At 69.1% G+C, this 16,745-nt stretch carries 11 protein-coding genes, 1 rRNA gene and 1 pseudogene; 7 read left to right on the top strand and 6 right to left on the bottom strand.

Features of this window, described 5'->3' with window-relative positions:
• Nucleotides 1–21: 21 nt before the first annotated feature.
• From rrf to VJT49_RS28095, 5 genes are all read left to right on the top strand, one after another.
• Nucleotides 22–139, top strand: a 5S ribosomal RNA gene (rrf, locus tag VJT49_RS28115).
• Nucleotides 140–231: 92 nt separating this feature from the next.
• Entirely contained in the window at nucleotides 232–993 is a 762-nt protein-coding gene (locus tag VJT49_RS28110; RefSeq protein WP_324167957.1) for a type 1 glutamine amidotransferase, read from the top strand.
• A gap of 34 nt (nucleotides 994–1,027) precedes the next feature.
• Nucleotides 1,028–4,006, top strand: a complete 2,979-nt coding sequence (locus tag VJT49_RS28105; protein ID WP_324167956.1) for a bifunctional [glutamine synthetase] adenylyltransferase/[glutamine synthetase]-adenylyl-L-tyrosine phosphorylase — start codon at nucleotides 1,028–1,030, stop codon at nucleotides 4,004–4,006.
• A gap of 19 nt (nucleotides 4,007–4,025) precedes the next feature.
• Complete coding sequence (locus VJT49_RS28100; protein WP_324167955.1) at nucleotides 4,026–4,460, top strand: acyl-CoA thioesterase; 435 nt, start codon at nucleotides 4,026–4,028, stop codon at nucleotides 4,458–4,460.
• A gap of 202 nt (nucleotides 4,461–4,662) precedes the next feature.
• Nucleotides 4,663–4,800: a hypothetical protein gene (locus VJT49_RS28095; RefSeq protein ID WP_324167954.1), complete on the top strand. Its 138-nt coding sequence runs from the start codon at nucleotides 4,663–4,665 to the stop codon at nucleotides 4,798–4,800.
• Nucleotides 4,801–4,940: 140 nt separating this feature from the next.
• Here VJT49_RS28095 and VJT49_RS28090 read toward each other — a convergent pair whose 3' ends face one another.
• The 4 genes from VJT49_RS28090 to VJT49_RS28075 form a co-directional block, all read right to left on the bottom strand.
• Nucleotides 4,941–5,387 (bottom strand): DUF3375 family protein, encoded by a 447-nt coding sequence (locus VJT49_RS28090; protein ID WP_324167953.1) that lies wholly within the window; start codon nucleotides 5,385–5,387, stop codon nucleotides 4,941–4,943.
• Between the two features lie 81 nt (nucleotides 5,388–5,468).
• The gene (locus VJT49_RS28085; protein ID WP_324167952.1) at nucleotides 5,469–7,436 is read right to left on the bottom strand and encodes a hypothetical protein; all 1,968 of its coding nucleotides are present in this window, start codon (nucleotides 7,434–7,436) and stop codon (nucleotides 5,469–5,471) included.
• Nucleotides 7,433–9,160 (bottom strand): DEAD/DEAH box helicase, encoded by a 1,728-nt coding sequence (locus VJT49_RS28080; protein ID WP_324167951.1) that lies wholly within the window; start codon nucleotides 9,158–9,160, stop codon nucleotides 7,433–7,435. The genes VJT49_RS28085 and VJT49_RS28080 overlap by 4 nt, the downstream gene beginning before the upstream one ends.
• A gap of 550 nt (nucleotides 9,161–9,710) precedes the next feature.
• Nucleotides 9,711–11,453 (bottom strand): plasmid pRiA4b ORF-3 family protein, encoded by a 1,743-nt coding sequence (locus VJT49_RS28075; protein WP_324167950.1) that lies wholly within the window; start codon nucleotides 11,451–11,453, stop codon nucleotides 9,711–9,713.
• A 119-nt stretch (nucleotides 11,454–11,572) separates the two neighbouring features.
• Here VJT49_RS28075 and VJT49_RS35615 point away from each other — a divergent pair.
• Nucleotides 11,573–11,992 (top strand): annotated as a pseudogene (locus VJT49_RS35615) (DUF7711 family protein); the annotation flags it as partial.
• Nucleotides 11,901–12,368 carry a DUF7711 family protein gene (locus VJT49_RS28070; RefSeq protein WP_422652939.1) on the top strand — a complete coding sequence of 156 codons (468 nt, stop codon included), beginning with the start codon at nucleotides 11,901–11,903 and terminating at the stop codon, nucleotides 12,366–12,368. The pseudogene VJT49_RS35615 and the gene VJT49_RS28070, both read left to right, overlap by 92 nt.
• A 754-nt stretch (nucleotides 12,369–13,122) precedes the next feature.
• Here the strand turns inward: VJT49_RS28070 and VJT49_RS28065 are convergent.
• Both VJT49_RS28065 and glnA read right to left on the bottom strand, forming a co-directional pair.
• Nucleotides 13,123–14,151, bottom strand: a complete 1,029-nt coding sequence (locus VJT49_RS28065; RefSeq protein WP_324167948.1) for a hypothetical protein — start codon at nucleotides 14,149–14,151, stop codon at nucleotides 13,123–13,125.
• 377 nt (nucleotides 14,152–14,528) lie between these two features.
• Nucleotides 14,529–15,953, bottom strand: coding sequence for a type I glutamate--ammonia ligase (gene glnA / locus VJT49_RS28060; protein WP_414636104.1), 1,425 nt, complete (start codon nucleotides 15,951–15,953; stop codon nucleotides 14,529–14,531).
• Nucleotides 15,954–16,745 lie beyond the last annotated feature (792 nt).

Below are 16,745 nucleotides of genomic sequence, written 5' to 3'. Positions count from 1 at the left end.
GGAAAGGTTGTTTCACAGAGTTTCGGTGGTCATGGCGGTGCGGGAAACGCCCGGTCCCATCCCGAACCCGGAAGCTAAGCCCACCAGCGCCGATGGTACTGCACCCGCCAGGGTGTGGGAGACTAGGACACCACCGAACACAACCAAAAAAAGAGCCGCGAGGCTTCGGTCGAGAGCAACTTTCTCCCGAAGCCCCGCGGCCTTTTTGTCGTGCACCCGTATCCTGGCCCAGTGAGCACTCCGTGCCTGCTGATCATCCAGCCCGACGAAACCGCCCCCCTCGGCCCGCTCGGCGACTGGCTCACCGAGGCCGGCGCGGAACTCGACGTCCGGCTGCCTCCGGGAGACCAGATGCCCGGCGACATCGATGGCTACCAGGGAGTGATCTGCCTCGGCGGCGGCATGAACGCCGAAGACGACCAGACGCACCCCTGGCTGGCCGAGGTCCGGTCCTTGCTCGCCAAGACCACGCGCAAGGGAGTGCCCACGCTCGGTATCTGCCTCGGCGGCCAGCTCCTGGCCGTCGCGACCGGCGGCCGGGTCGCTCGTGGAGACGCCGGTCCGGAAGTCGGTGCCGGCCTGGTTTCCAAAAAGGACGCCGCCTGGACCGATCCGCTGTTCGCGGAACTACCCCTCATGCCGGATGTCATGCAGTTCCACGAAGACGTGATCACGGCCCTGCCGCCCGGCGCGGTCTTGCTCGCGTCCGCTCCCCGCTATCCGCACCAGGCCTTTCGTCTCGGCCGCTATGCCTACGGCCTCCAGTTCCACATCGAAACCTCGGTGGAGGTCGTCCAGTCGTGGGCCGCGCAGGCCCCGGCCCTGGTCGCCACTGCCCGCCAGGACGCCTTCACCACGGAGACCCTGACCACGGCTCACAATGACCTGGCCGAAGCCTGGCGGCCGTTCGTCATCCGGTTCGTCAACCTGTGCGCGGGCACCCTCGCCGCTGCCTCTTCCCAGCCGCCGTCGCTTCCCCTCACGGAGTTGTAAAGCCAACGGCGTGGGCAGGCTACGGTGGAGGCTGATGGCTGAGCTAGCACGAGAAGCGGCTTCCCCCGCACGGTATGGCTTCACCGATGCCCGTGCCGGGGAGCAGCTGCGCGCGGCGGGCTGGTGGAGCGAGGCGGGGCCCGACGAGGAGAGTATCGGCATCCTTGCAGCACTCTCCCGTTCGGCGGATCCAGACCTGGCGCTGCGGGGCCTGGAACGCATACGTGAAGCCAACCCCGCCGGCTGGGACGAGCTGGCGGTGGGACTGCGCGACAACCTGTTGCTCCGGGGCCGCCTGATCAGCGTTCTCGGTACGTCAACCGCGCTCGCGGACCTCCTGGCCAGCGCGCCCGGCGAATGGCGGCGGCTCGCGGCGGAAGAGGGCGCCGAGACCGAGTCCTATTCGAAGATCCTGCTGAAAGCCGTGCAGGGCTGCGGAGGGACCCTCAAGAACACCGACGCCGAGCAAGCGCTCCGAACCGCGTACCGGTGCCTCCTGCTGGAGATCGCCGCCGCGGATCTTGGACACCTGGTGGAAGCACAGCTCGGCCGCCCGTCCTACGCGGAAATCACCGGGCGGCTCACCGCGCTTGCCGATGCCGGGCTTATCACCGGGCTGGCCGTGGCTCGAGCGGAGGCAGGTCAGCCGGGCGCGGACCAGGCCCGCCTGGCCGTGATCGCCATGGGCAAATGCGGCGGCCGCGAGTTGAACTACGTCAGCGACGTCGACGTCATCTTCGTCGGCGAAGGCGATCTCCAGCTGGCGACCAGGATCGCCAGGACGATGATGCGGGTGGCCGGGAACTCCTGTTTCGAGGTCGACGCCGCCCTCCGCCCCGAGGGCAGGTCCGGTGCCCTGGTTCGGACGCTCGAGGGACATACGGCGTACTACCGGAAATGGGCCCACACCTGGGAGTTCCAGGCGCTGCTGAAGGCACGCCCGGTGGCCGGGGACACCGGGCTCGGCAGCCAGTACATGGACATGGTCGACTCGCTCGTATGGTCGGCCGCCGAACGCGAGAACTTCGTTGCCGAGGTGCAGCAGATGCGGCGCCGGGTCGAGGGCCACGTGCCCGCCGAACTGGCGGACCGTGAACTCAAACTGGGCCGTGGTGGGCTCCGGGACGTCGAGTTCGCGGTGCAGTTGCTACAACTGGTGCACGGGCGGGCCGACCCCGAACTGCGGTCACCGTCCACTATGGAGGGTTTGGTCGCGCTCGGGGCCGGCGGCTACGTCGGCCGGGCCGACGCCGCGGAACTCGAGACGTCCTATGAGTTCCTGCGCACCATCGAGCACCGTTTGCAGCTGAGGCGGCTGAGGCGGACCCATCTGTTCCCCGAAACATCGCAAGCGGCGGAGCTCCGCGTGCTGGCCCGCGCGATCGGCATCCGTCCCGAGCGCGATCGTGGTGAAGGTGACGTCCTCGTCGCGGAGTTCCGACGGCACGCCCAGCGTATCCGGCGGCTGCACGAGAAACTGTTCTACCGGCCGCTGCTGCAGGCGGTGGCCGGTGTGCCGACCGAGGCCTTGCGCCTGACGACCAAGCAGGCGGCTCGCAGATTGGCCGCGCTGGGCTACGCCGCCCCGGACGGCGCTTTGCAGCACATCAAGGCGCTCACGGCGGGAGTCTCGCGCCGCGCGTCGATTCAGCACGCGTTGCTCCCGGTGTTGCTCGACCTGTTCGCCGACACACCGGACCCCGACGGAGCTCTGCTCGCCTACCGCAAGGTCTCGGAAGCCCTCGAAGACACACCTTGGTACCTGCGCGTGCTCCGTGACGAAGGTGCCGTCGTCGAACGTCTCGCTTGCCTGCTCGGTACGTCCAAGCTCGTACCCGACCTGCTGGTGCGGGCACCGGAAGTCCTCCAGCTGCTGGCCGATCCGGCTCGCCTGGCGGGCCGCGAGCCGGTGGAGGTCTCGAAGTCCCTCCGCGCCACGGTCCGCCGTCAGCCGGGGCTCAAGGCGGCCGTGGCGGCCGCTCGTTCCCTGCGCCGCCATGAGATGTTGCGAGTGGCCGCCGCCGATCTGCTCGGTTTGCTGGATGTGCAGGCGGTTTGCGCGGCGCTGTCGCGGGTTTGGGTGGCGGTGCTCCAGAGCACCCTCGCCGCGACGCGGCGGAGGCTGCAGGCCGAATTGGGCCGGGAACCCGCACGGATCGCGGTGATCGGGATGGGCAGGCTGGGCGGCGCGGAACTCGGCTACGGCTCCGATGCGGATGTCCTTTTCGTCTGTGAGCCCAACAACGGCGCCACGGACGAAGAGGCGGTGAAGTTCGCGTCGGGCGTCGCTGAGACCGTCCGTAAGTTGCTTGGTGCGCCGAGCGCCGACCCGCCGCTTCATGTCGATGCCGACCTCCGGCCGGAGGGGCGCGGCGGTCCGCTCGTGCGCACGCTGGACTCCTATCGCGCCTACTACGCTCGATGGAGCCAGGTGTGGGAGGCCCAGGCCCTGCTTCGCGCGCGCTTCATCGCCGGGGACGACGAGCTTGGCGACCGTTTCATCGCCGCCATAGATCCGATCCGCTATCCGGAGGGCGGCCTGGACGCGGCCCGGACGCGGGAAGTTCGCCGGATGAAGGCGAGGGTGCAGTCCGAGCGAATGCCGAAGGGCGCCGACGCGACACTGCACACGAAGCTCGGCCGGGGTGGGCTCGCCGACGTCGAGTGGACCGTGCAGTTGCTCCAGTTACGCCACGCGTATCGCGTGCCGGCGCTACGGACGACCGCCACCCCGGCCGCGTTGGAGGCGCTCGCGGGCGGCGGCCTTGTCGACCCGGCGGATGCCGCGGCGCTGACCGAGGCGTGGCTGCTCGCCACCCACGTGCGCAACGCGACCATGCTGGTGCGGGGCAAGGCGGCCGACCAGGTCCCGGGTTCCGGGCGGGACCTCGCCGCCGTCGCCCGGGTCCTCGGGTACACCGCCGACGACGATCCCGGCGAGTTCCTGGACGCCTACCGCCGCACGACCCGTCGCGCCAACGCTGTGGTGGAGCGCATCTTTTACGAAGCCTGATCATGCCTAGAGTGATGGGGTGACTGAACGCGAACCGTTCCGTACCCAGATCAAGGTCCGGCACTACGAACTCGACTCACTGGGTCACGTCAACCACGCGGTCTACCACTCCTACGCCGAGGTCGCCCGGCTCGAGGCGATGGAGAAGGCAGCGGGGGACCGCGACGGCCTGCGTGCCGAGAATCTCGCCGTGGTACTGCTCGAGTCGCACATCGTGTACCGGCGTGAACTCCGGGCCGGGGACGTCGTGGAGGTCACCTGCGAAATCGAATTCGGCGACGGCAAGATCTTCCACGTCACGAACGAGATCTTCAAGCTCGACGGAACGCTGTCCGCCGAAATCAGGTGCACCCTGGGGCTCATGGATCTCGAGCGGCGCAAACTGCTCGACGACCCGCGGGGCCGTTTCGAACGCGCCGGAATCGATCTCAAGATACTGACCACGTCTGACTAGCGGGTCTTCTCAGCGCACACGCGCGATCGCCAGTGATGATGCGCTACCACCGGGCTGTCGACAAGCTCCGAATCCTGGCCGACGAATGCCAGCGCGTGACGCATTTGCCGGTCGAGGAGGCGTTCCTGCGGGAGGCCTGTGTTTTTCGGCGAAGTCCTCGACGGCACCGACCCGCTCGACTTGGTCGAAGTGGTGTTCGCGCGTGCGATTCTGGCCCCTGGAAGGGCCCGACGAGGCCATGCACGACGCGCTGCGGGAACGCCGGTTCAGGGACCTACCGAGGCTCAAGGCGGGCCCGGAGGAGTTGCGGTGGCGCACGCCACCAACCCGTTCCAGGTAGAGCCTGCCCTCTCCGCCATCGCAGCACGCGTCGGTGTGGGCCAGCCGGTCTGTCGCGAGAAGCGTCGACTGCCGTCACGTACCCGGCCTTGGACAGGGCTGCTTCGCCGACCGCGACGGCCTTCTTTGCGCAGTTCCGCTTCATTCTGCGGATACATGCCCCACCCCGGTCCTCCACGCGCGAAGGCCCGCCAGTCCAGGACTGGCGGGCCTTGACCGGCGCACCCAGGTAGTGCTTCGACCTCGGGCAGCCGATGCGCTGACCTGCACCTTTGCTAGCCACACCTGGGTTGATCCTGTGGTTTGTGCTTGTTGTCGGTCGGAACCGGGCGGGTAGTACTTGCGCAGCCAGCCGTTCGCCGGCGTCGGCCAGTCCTCGCGGTAGGCCCTGGCCGGCTTGGGAAACGTGCCCTCGCTGAGCCGCTCGTCGTCCAGCCGACTGATCAGCTCGGCGGCGGAGATGGCGCGGATGTTGTCCTCGACGAACACCTTGCTCAGGAAAGACAGCACGAGTGGCGCGTTGTCGGCCCGCGGCAGTTTCCACGCCGGGTCGCCACGGCGCAGCAGGTCGAGTTCGTCGAAGTCCATCGGCAGTCATTTCACCACGAGCGGGCGCGGTGGGGTCACGGCTGGCACGGGCGATGTTCCACGGCCGCGTCGACGCTCGGATCACCAGTTGCGGGTCGAGCTGAGCTGGAGTTGTTTCTGCAAGACAGGGTTGACTTTGCGGACGGCTGCCTCGTCTGCGTGGAAGGCTTTGGCCGCCTCGGGATAGGTGGCCTGCGGTGCGCCGGACCAGTATCGGATGGCCCGGTCCACGGCGGCGGCGAGTGCGGCGGGGTCGAATCGGGTCAGGAGGTCGTCGGAGTTGGGCAGTCGCCACCAGGCGGCCAGGGCGCGGGCGGTGAAGGTCAGGCCATGGTGGGCAGTGGTGTTGGTGAGCAGGAGCGCGGCCACCGGATCAAGGTCGATTCGCGGGGCCGGTGCGACCTTCGGTGGCTGACAGAACCAAGTCGCACGGCCCAGATGCCAGGGGGCGGAGTAGGGGAAGATTTCGTCCAGCAACCGGTCGGGTGACCACAGCAGCAGGTACGGGTACTCGTTGCGGCGGGCCTCCAGGACACCGGCGGTGCCGCCGCGCTCACCGGCGACCGGCTGGTCGTAGTTGCCGCAGGTGAACCCCGTCGGCGTGACGCCCGCGGGGACGCCGATGCCGTAGAGCGGGCCGGCGGCGCCGTAGAGCCGGACGAGCGCGGCCAGCGGGGAGTCCGGCGCGACCAGTCGGCCGAGCCTGCGATGTTCTCCGGCGCCGACCTGGTTCCAGAAGTTGACGACCTTGCGTTCCTCGGCCTTGCCGGGCAGCGCGGGCCTGACCGGTTCGGCGACCGGCGTCCGCGCGGTCCGGGCGACCGGGGCACGATGCTGGCGTTCGACTTGCGGTGGGCGCCGGGCTCGGTCGGTGGTTGGCGCGGGAGCCCTGCCGGGAGGTGGAGACGCCGGTCGCGGCGGCGCCTTCTGGGTGGCCGGTGGTTTTCCGGCCGCCGAGGACGCGGGGGTGATGGGGGTCGGCGGTGTGGGTGTCGCGGCCGGCAGGCAGGTGGCGCAGCCAAGATGTGTCTTGGCCGCGACCAGCGGGACGTGTGCCTGGCAGTTCGGGCAGCGGGTCGGGGCGACGGCGCCGAGGAGCGGCAGGTAGTCGAAGGCGACTGGCCAGCGGCGGTCGCCACGGCGGACGTCGGTGGCCAGCCGCCACGCCGGGACGTCGATCAGTTGTAGCCGGTACGGGCGCAGCGCGTGGCCGTGGCGGTACTTCTCGGTGATCTCGGCCAGCCGCCGGTCGCGCTCGGCCAGGGTGGCCTGGGCGCGGGAGTCGAGCAGTGCGGTACGGCGCTGGTCGGCGTCGGTGCGGCGCTTGTCGATGGCGGCGAGGGCGGCGGCGTAGTAGTCGGTGGCCCGAGCGATCTCCTCTGCCCGCTCGGCGTCGGCCCCGGCGGCCAGAGCCTGGCCGCGGACCGCGGCGGCCTCGTCGAGGAGTTGGTGGGCGGCGGCCAGCGCCGGAACCAGATCGGTGGTCCGCGGCTTGCGGCCGGGTTCGCCGTTCGCGGCGGCCGCGGCATTCCGCACGCGCGCTGCGGCGTCCTCCGGCAAGGCGACACGCGAGGCCCCGTCCACCAGGCACTCGGCCACTTCGGTGAACGTCTCCTCGGCGGAGACGGTGTGGCTGACCAGCGCCCCGAGCCGCAGAACCGGGCGGTGGGTACGGATCGGTGTGGCGGTGGCATCGATCCGGCCGTGTTCGATCGGGACCTGGTCGCGCACCCGGGCAAGGACGTCCTCGGTGGACATCGGCTTCGCCGAGTGGGCCATGGTAACGACCGCGACGTCCCCTTCGCCGACGATGGCCTCCGCGGCCTTGTCGATCTCAGGGTGCCCCGCGCCCAGGAACAACGCGCCGTCCTCGCGGGCGATATCCGGATCGTCGGTGATCAGCGCCGATTCCGGCAGGTCGTGGGTGGCGGCCAACTGGTCGGGCAGCACCGCCAGGACGGTGTCGCCGGACTGCTCCCACAAACCGCCGCGAGCGTCCAGGTAGTCCAGCCAGAACGTGAAAGCGGGGCTACGGCGGGCGAGGCTCATGCGTTGTCGTCCGTTCCGACCAGGGCGTCGACGGTGCGCCGTTCGGTGAGATGGGTGGTGCGTGCCGCGGCCAGTTCCTCGCCGATGGCGTCCATACGGCGGGCGAAGCCGGCGTCGCTCTCGGTGGTGGTGAAGGCGTCGAACACGGCCTGCTCGAAATCGAAATCGTCGTCGATGCGGCCGAGGATCATGTCGAGTTCCCCGACCACCAACTCAAACATGTTGATCTTGGTTTCCAGGACGTGCAGAATCCGTTCCTCGATGGTACCCCGGCAGACCAGGTTGGTCAGCAGTACGTCGTGGGTTTGCCCGACCCGGTGCAGCCGGCCGAGGCGCTGTTCGATCTGCATCGGGTTCCACGGCAGGTCGAGATTGACCATGACGTGGCAGAATTGGAGGTTGCGTCCCTCGCCGGCGGATTCGGTGGACAGCAGCACCGGAACGTCGTCGGCGAACGCACCGATGACGCGTTCCTTCTCGGCGCGGGGCAGGCTGCCGTGATACACGGCGGTGTTGATGCCGGCAGCGCGGACCGCCGCGGCCACGGTGTCAAGGGTGTGGCGGAAGGCGGTGAACACCAGCACCTTCTCGCCGCGTCCCACGTGATCGGCCAGCGTGGCCACCAGCCGCCGTACCTTGGCCGGGTTGGTGATCGCCTGGGCGACGGTGGCCAGGTCGGCCCAGCCGAGCTTGGCCAGGGTCGGCGCGGCCGCCGCCGGAAGGGAGCCGGCCAGGCGGGCAACCGAGCGCAGCGCGAGGCGGCGGGCGGCGGGCGCTTCCTTGGCCTCCACCCGGACCCGCCCGGCCAGTTCGGCGTAGAAGCCGTGTTCGTCGGTGTCCGGGGTGACGACGACCGTCTCGGCGAGGCGTTGCGGCAGCCGCAGCGCCACCTCGCTGCGCCGGTGGCGCACCATCACCTGACGGGTCCTGGCCCGCAGTTCGGTCAGGTTACGGGGCTGACTCAGGTCCCCGCCCGTAGTGGTGTGGCGGGCGCGGAACTGAGCCGGCGTGCCCAACAGGCCAGGTGACACCAGGGAGATCATCTCGTACAAATCCTGCAGCCGGTTCTCCACCGGAGTGGCGGTCAGCAACAGCAGGAACCGGGCGGTCAACGCCCGGATCAGCTTGCCCGACGCGCTGCGCGCGACGCGCAGCCGGTGCGCCTCGTCGGCGATCACCAGATCCCAGCCGGCGCCGGTGAGTTCGGTTTTCAGCGGGTCGCGGCGGGCCCCGGCCAGCGAGGCCAACAGCACTGGCTGGTTCCCGCGTGCGGTGGGGACACGGTCCTTGCCGGACAGGATCATGGTCGGCAGGCCGAACTTGCGTTCCAGTTCGTCCCGCCACTGCTCGACCAGACCCGCCGGGGTGATCACCAGGGTCCGGCCGGCCAGCCCCCGCAACCGTAGTTCGGAGGCGATCAACCCGGCTTCGATGGTCTTGCCCAGCCCGACCTCGTCGGCCAGGATGGCGCGGCCGCGCATCCGGCGTAACACCGTGGCGGCGGTTTCACGCTGGTAGTCGAAAGGCTCGAAGGCCAGCTGCGGCAGGGACAGCAGTGTGTCGAACCCGGGCCGGCGCAGTACCGCCACCGCCTGATCCACCAGCGCCGAGGCCCCCGAGTCCGCGGCTGGAGCGGCGGCCAGCCGGCCCACGAGCCGCAACAAAGCTTCGGGCAGGACCGATTGGCCAGGCGATTCAGCGGAGTCGTGTACCCGTACCACCATCGGCCCGACTATAGTCAGTCGCCCACGCCCTCCTGATGCCCCGCCCGATCGCGGCGTGTCCCTGGCCGTCCTGAAGGCAGGACCTGGCCGGTTGGGTGTACCGCTCCGGCTCGATGTTCTCCCGGGCGCGTTCCGGGAGAACATCGAAGAACTCCTCGCGGCTGCTGATGATCACCGATCACTGCGCGTAAAGCCGGACGCGCCGTTGGTTGATCTTGCCGTGTTTCGATGGTGCACCGGTGACTGTGGTCGTCAGTACGTCAAGACCAAGGTTGTCCGTGTGTGTCGCGGGTGCGGACGCCACGTCTCCGAAGCCGGTTCAGGATGGTGGCCGGGGTCGACGCCCAAGTGTTCGCCGATCCGCGCGAGCGGTCCGGCGGGTGGCGCCGGGCTTCGACCGCGCGATGGCCCGCCGGCCGACTGCTGACGGGCCATGATTCTTGTGCTGGGACGGCCTGGAAACGGTCTGGAGGCCGGTGCTGGACACCGAGCGTGGCGTCGGACGGCGACCGACTCGCACCGCGTGCAGCGGCGCTGTCCTCGGACCGGGTCAGCGCACGCTCCGCAGGTGTTGCCGAGTGGAGCGGTCGAGGCGGTGATTGGCGTCCTCGGTGGAGAACCTGCGTGGGTCGAAGTCACCGGAGGAGGCCAGGCCCAGCCAGTCGAGCATGCTCTCGTGCTCGTCGGCATTCGGGTCGGCCAGTGTTGCCTTCAGCTCCTGGTAGCCCCACACGCCGCCGCAGTCCTCCGGCGGGCACGCCCCTCGGCCGGCGGTGCAGGTCGCACCGGCCGCTCCGGCGTCGGCGGGCAGGATCTTCTCCAGGGTGATGTCGTGTTCCCAGCCGTCGCCGAAGTCGTAGGTGTAGAGCAGCCGGTCGCCGACGGCGGCCAGCAGCTGGGACGGGCGGACCGCCCGCTCGTCGGTGTGGCCGAGTTCCGGGTCGGGCCGCCCGTAGTCGGCACCGCCGGCGGAGAACACGTGCAGGTGGCAGTCCTGCCAGCCCATCGCGGCCTGGATCACCGCGTGGAGTTGGCCGAGGTCAAGATCGGCCGGCACCTCCAGGCGCCGCCACACCGGCGGTTTCGTCACTCCGCGCAGGGCGACCTTGATCTGGTAGCGGGCGCCGGGTCGCGCCGCGGTGGCCGGGCGCAGCACGGGAGTCCGGGCGGGCACCACGGGCGCGCCCACCGGTCGGCCGGTCAACAAGGTGATCAGGCGGGACGCGGCCGGATGGCCACAGTTGGCAAGCAGCGGCAGGATCTCGGCCAGTTCGGCGCCCGCCTGAGCTTGGAACAGACCGGACATCAGGTGCAGGGGCAGGTCGGGTGGCAGCGCGCCCAGCATGATGTCCAGTGCGTCCACGGTGATCCACGCCGTGTCGGTCTCGGCCGGCTCGGTGCCGGTCTGCTCGGCCAGCCAGACCCGCGCGTAGGCGCCGAACCCGTCTGTGGCCGCCCACTCCCGCCAGGCGGGTGCCGCGTCCGGACCGCACTCGCGGGCCAGGGCAAGGGCGGTGAGCCGCTGCTGCCCCGAGGCGGGTTCGCCGGTGGCGATCAGCTCGCGGGCGGCCGCGATCGGCGGGCGGGCGGCCAGCCATGGACGGGCCATCAGCACGGCGATCCGGTTCGGCAGTCCCACCACCGCGTCCACCAGCGTGGCCGCGTCGGCGTCGGGCGCCGGGGCGTTCTGGCGGAACAGGAAGTCGGTGAACCAGCGACCCAGCGGGGTCAACTCGGCGCCCTCGCCGCGCAGGACGGCGATGCCGAACTCGCCAAGGGCTTCGACGATCTCGACGATCTCATCGCCATCGACGCCGGTCATGCCGTACAGCTCATCGGGAAGGCCGACCATGCCCGGCCCAGTCGTGGTCGCCGACGTGCAGGACGGGCAGGAACAGCCCGGGGTGGCATCGCCGAGAACGTCCGCGATGCCCGCGTCCAGGTCATCCAGCGAAACCGCGCCACCCCGCTCGTGCAGGACGACCAACACGCCCAGCGTCTCCGGATCGGGCTCGTTCGACTCGCCGGCCAGCCCGAAAAACTCCAGCACGCACCGGGTCCAGACGGCCAGCACGGCGTCCGCGGTCGCGTCGGTCCAGGCCCTCAGGGCCGCGTCGGCCGTCGCCCGGCCACGGTCCACCTCGACGAACCCGGCCGTCGACGCGACCGCCCACGCCATCATCAGCTCATCGATGTCCAGCGCGCTGCGGGGCCTGCGCGTGGGCAGCTCAATGCCGAGCACGTCACATGCCTCGACGGCGGCGGCGGGCTTGAGCACTCCACGGGTGGTCACCGGCCGACCGGTCCCGACCCATTCGGCCAGCGTCCGCGCGTCGGTGAGGACCGGACAGCTCCGGGCCGCCGACGCCAATCGCGCCGGCGAGGAATCCAGTGTGCGTCCTCCAGTACGGGATGGCATGCGCAAACCTTACGGAAAGCCAGTTGCCGTGTGATCAGATGGTCCTGGTACCCGCTCACCAACCCTGGCCGCTTGCCGAAGCGGCCTGGTTGCCGCGTCGAACCTCGGCGTGGCCATGGCATCGCCGAGCGACTGGCCGCGCGAGGGACGATGGGACCATGCGCTACCGCCGAGCCGTCGAAAAGCTGCGCCTGTTGGCCGATGCATGCCAGTGGACGACGCGCCTGCCGATCGAGAGGCCGTTCCTACAGGAGGCCTACGTCTTCGGTGACGTTCTCGACGGTGTTGATCCCATCGAGTCTCTTCAGGTCGCGTTCGCGCTTGACCTGCCGCCGGAGGAAGTGCCCTGGTGCTCGCAACCGCCGGGCACAGCGTGGCTGCTGGACAGCCTGCGGCTGGACAAGGGCGGCCTCGCGTATTGGTGGGCGTTCCCGGCACGAGCCGGTGTGGAACCACGTTATCCGCGATCCGGTTCGGTTCTGGTCGCTCGACGGGACCGACGAAGTCGTGCTGAATGCGCTGCGCGACCGTCGGTTCACGGAACTGTCGAGGGTGACGGCGAGCCCGACGGAACTGCGGCGACGCACCAAGGTGGAACTCGACCATGCGCTGGTTCGACTCCGTGCCGTCCACGAGGCGTATTGGGAGCGTGACTGGCGTCACGAGCATCGAGGGGGCGGCCGCTACCCCGAGCATCACCTCTGGGAGGTCACGGAGGGTTACCTCGACCTCCTTGACGCTGCGCACCACCTGGCCGCCGAGGCGGGCGGTGGTGGCGCGACCGCCTGAGCAGGATCACCAGTCGCGGGTCGAGCTGAGCTGGAGCTGTTCCTGCAGGATCGGAGTGACTTTGCGGACGGCTGCCTCGTCTGCATGGAAGGCTTTGGCCGCGCCGGGACAGGTGGTCCGGGGTGCGCCGGACCAGTATCGGATGGCCCGGCCCACCGCAGCGGCGAGGGTGGTGGGGCTGAAGCGGGTCAGGACGTCGTCGGAGTCGGGCAGTCGCCACCATCGGGACGGGCCGTTTGGCGACGTGTGTCCGCGCGGGGCCGGCAGGGGCACGATGCGCCTGCTCGGCCGGTGCTGAGCGCCGGGTTCGGTCGCGCTCGGTGCGGGAGTCGTACCTGGGACGGGGAGACGCTGTTCGTACCGCTGCCTTCTGGGGCACTGGCGGTTTTCGGGCCACCGAGGATTGGGGTGTGGCGGGGTTGGCTGCATGGGTGGCGCAGCAGGCAGGCACGTGGTGCAGCCGAGGCGGGTATTGGCCGCACCGGGGGCGCGGGCGCCTGGCAGTTTGGGCAGCGGGTCGGCATGACGGTGCCCAGGAGAGGCAGGTCATCGAAGGTGAGCGGCCAGCGACGATCGCCGCGACGGACGTCGGCCAGCCGGCGCACGAGCCACGACAAAGATGCGGGTAGGACCGACTGGCCAGGCGATTCAGCGGAGTCGTCTGCCCGTACCACCATCAACGCGATGGTGGTCGGTCGCCCACAGCCTCCTGGCGCACCACCCTACCGCGGCGAGTCCTTGGCTCGTCGTGAAATCAGTGCTCCACCAGTTCCGCGCGAAGATCCGACTCAATGATCTCCCGGGCGCGTTCCGGGAGGGGAGCGTCGATCTCGATCGCGACCTGTTGGAAGGCGCGATGGCCGGGAAGCCGAGTGAGGCACTCGCGCACAAGCTGGCGAGCGCGATCGAGTTCGCCACGCTGACGAGCCAGCTGTGCTTGGAAGAACGTCAGCTCTGGTCCACCGAGGGCGGGATGCTGGGCCAGCTTGTCCAACCGGTCGTCGGCGTCATAGTCGGGCAGCCGGTCCAGCAGCAGACCGTGCCACTCGGCCAGGTCCCCGGTCCGCTGACCGCGTTCGAAATCCCCCATGCCACCGGCATGATCGAGTGCGTCGAGGTAGTGGTCGGCGAAGGTCACCCACATGTCCGGCGCTTCCAGCCCGCGGCCCAGGACGCTGGCGAGGCTGTCCTCTTTCTGGGCGATCGAGCCCCAGCCACCGCGTGTCCAGCCGTACTGGGATTCCCACCGGACAAGTTGGGGTGCGGCCAGCGCCGCGAACCGGACGAAGCCATGGGCGTGGCGCAGGCGATCCCACAGTCGTTCCACCGCGTCCGACACGACGAATCGTGCCGCCTCCATCGGATCGTCCGACCTGAAGTAGTCGTAGCGGCGGGTTTCGCACGCGAGGTCGATCAGCAGTTCCAACGCGGTGGCCGCCGCTTGGTCGACGGCCAGCACCGACAGCGTCTGGCTCGCCAGACGCTTGAACGTGACGCGCCACTGGCTTCGCTCCTTCGGCGAGACACGCCGGTCGCCGCAGATGTATGCGCCTGAGCGGGCCAGCGAGACGAAAACGCGCACGTCATCCAGTACCGCGTCCGGATCAACGGCCGGCCCGGCGGCCGGTTTGGCGGTGCCAGGATCGAGTTCTGCCTCAACGCGCTCGCGCAGCTTGGCGTCACCGCGCCAGTACAGGTTCCACAGCGCCTTCTTCAGGCGCTTGTCGTCGAGGCCGGCCAGCTTGCCGAAGAACTCCTCGCGATTCATCCGATTCATCGGCACGGCCACGGATAGTAGCGGATGTGCCGGGTCCGGCATGACGACTCGCCACCAGGCCATGAAGGTGAAGCAGTTTGTTCGGTGCGGCGGTGAGTCCGCTCTGTTGTCCGTACTTGTGAGCACGCTCGGCTGGGCCTGCTGGTGATCGCCGATCACTGTGCGTAACACGGGGTGGAGTGTTGGTTGATCTGCGCGGACAGTCGTTCCCGCAGGTCATCGCGCGTAACGCTGGTAGTCGAAAGCGTGCGGCCACAGCGCCATGGCCCGCCAGCCAGGCGCTGACGGGCCATGATTTTCGCGCTCGGACGGCCTGTGGACGGCCTGGGAAGGTGGCCTGACCGCCGTTTCCGCTGGTCAGACCACTGACGAGACTTCCAGGATCACACGTCGTAGTACAGCGCGAACTCGTACGGGTGCGGGCGCAGGCGCAGCGGGTCGATCTCGGCCTCGCGCTTGTAGGAGATCCACGTCTCGATCACGTCGGAGGTGAACACGCCACCCTCGGTGAGGAAGTCGTGGTCGGCCTCGAGGTTGTCCAGCACCTCGTCGAGGCTGGCCGGTACCTGCTTGACGTCCTTGGCCTCCTCGGGCGGCAGCTCGTAGAGGTCCTTGTCGATCGGCTCCGGCGGCTCGATCTTGTTCTTGATGCCGTCGAGACCCGCCATCACCATGGCGGCGAACGCCAGGTACGGGTTGCCGGAGGAGTCCGGGCACCGGAACTCGATCCGCTTGGCCTTGGCGTTGCTGCCCGTGACCGGGACACGCACGCAGGCGGAGCGGTTGCGCTGCGAGTACACCAGGCTCACCGGCGCCTCGAAGCCCGGCACCAGGCGGTGGTAGGAGTTCACCGTCGGGTTGGTGAACGCCAGCAGGCTCGGGGCGTGCGCCAGGATGCCGCCGAGGTAGTGCCGCGCGGTGTCGGACAGGCCGGCGTAACCGGACTCGTCGTAGAACAGGGGCGAGCCGTCCTTCCACAGCGACTGGTGGCAGTGCATACCGGAACCGTTGTCGCCGAACAGCGGCTTGGGCATGAACGTGGCCGTGTAGCCGAGGTTATGGCACACGTTCTTGATGATGTACTTGTAGACCATCAGCCGGTCCGCTGTCTGCACCAGGGTGCCGAACCGGAAGTCGATCTCCGCCTGGCCGGCCGTGGCCACCTCGTGGTGCTGCACCTCGACGGGGACGCCCGCTTTGATCAGGGCCAGCATGATCTTCGAGCGCACGTCCTGGAGCCGGTCCACCGGCGGGACCGGGAAGTAGCCCTCCTTGTGCCGCGGCCGGTGGCCCAGGTTGGGGCTCCCGCCGTTCCGGCCCGAGTTCCACACCCCCTCTTCGGCGTCGATGTGGTAGAAGGCCTCGTGCGCATTCTGGTCGAATCGCACGTTGTTGAAGATGAAGAACTCCGCTTCCGGCCCCCAATACGACGTGGTGGCGATGCCGGTGGTGCGGAGGTACTCCTCGGCCTTGAACGCGATGAATCGCGGGTCGCGCGAGTAGGGCTCGAGCGTGAGCGGGTCGTAGATGTCGCAGGTGAGCGAGAGCGTCGGCACCTCGAGCACCGGGTCCACGAAGGCGGTGGACACGTCGGGGAGGAGCAGCATGTCGCTCTCGTTGATCGCCTGGAAGCCGCGAATGGACGAGCCGTCGAAGCCGAGCCCCTCGCGGATCATCTCCTCGTCCAGCGTGGCGGCCGGAATGGAGAAATGCTGCCAGGTGCCCGGCAGATCACAGAACTTCACGTCGACGACCTGAATGTTTGCCTGGCGGATCAGGTCGAGGAGCTTGCCGACCTCGCTGGTCAGCGTGACGCGGTGCGGGGCACTGGTGCGGGCGGTCGTGGCCATGGCAGTCTCGCGCGGTGTGTCAGGGTGGCTAGTGAGATGCCCCTGCGTCGCATCGCGAACACAGGGGCATTGGGAACGCTGTGTGGCAGCGGGACCATGTCCCCGGCGGATCGCGGCGGCGGCGCAGTGTGCGGTTTCGGGCGGGCTGTCGCATGGAGCGGCTCCGGTACCGGTGACGTGGTCGACAGCGTCAGTATAGGGGTCGCGCTCGGGCGTGTCAAGACAATCGTGCACGAAATGCTAAAATGTGCTTACAACTTCGCCAGAAATCGCCGATGAGGGAAACTGTGTCCCAAATATTGTGCAGATTTTGCATCAACGATGGCCCTTTGTCACGCTTTCATGGTCCCGGCGGTACCTCCCTGGTCCTTCAACGACGCGTTAAGCTTGGTGCTATCGACCGGTTCGTCCTCGGAGGCACGCTGCCGCTCCTCGTCTGCTCCTCGTGTCACGCGCCGCTCCCGGACGGCAGCAGCCATTGTCCCCGCTGCGGCCCCGGCAGCCTCGCCCTGCTCGGGACGGGGCACCTGGCTCACGCGGTCCCGCTGGCCGACACCGGGGACCGAAGCCATGCCCTCGGACGGGCCCTCGGGCGCCATTACCGGGTGGTGCGGCTGCTTGGCCGCGGCGGCTTCGCCGAGGTGTACGAAGTGAGGGACGAGGATTTGCAGCGTCGGCTGGCCGTGAAGGTGCTCCGCTCGGACCTGCCGTGGAGCGCGGCGACGCTCTCCCGGTTCAAGCAGGAAGCCC

This window comes from Amycolatopsis sp. (assembly GCF_035276945.1).
Lineage (GTDB): Bacteria > Actinomycetota > Actinomycetes > Mycobacteriales > Pseudonocardiaceae > Amycolatopsis_E.
The sequence above is the reverse complement of the archived record's forward strand: the minus strand, read 5'-3'. Positions and strand labels throughout refer to the sequence as shown.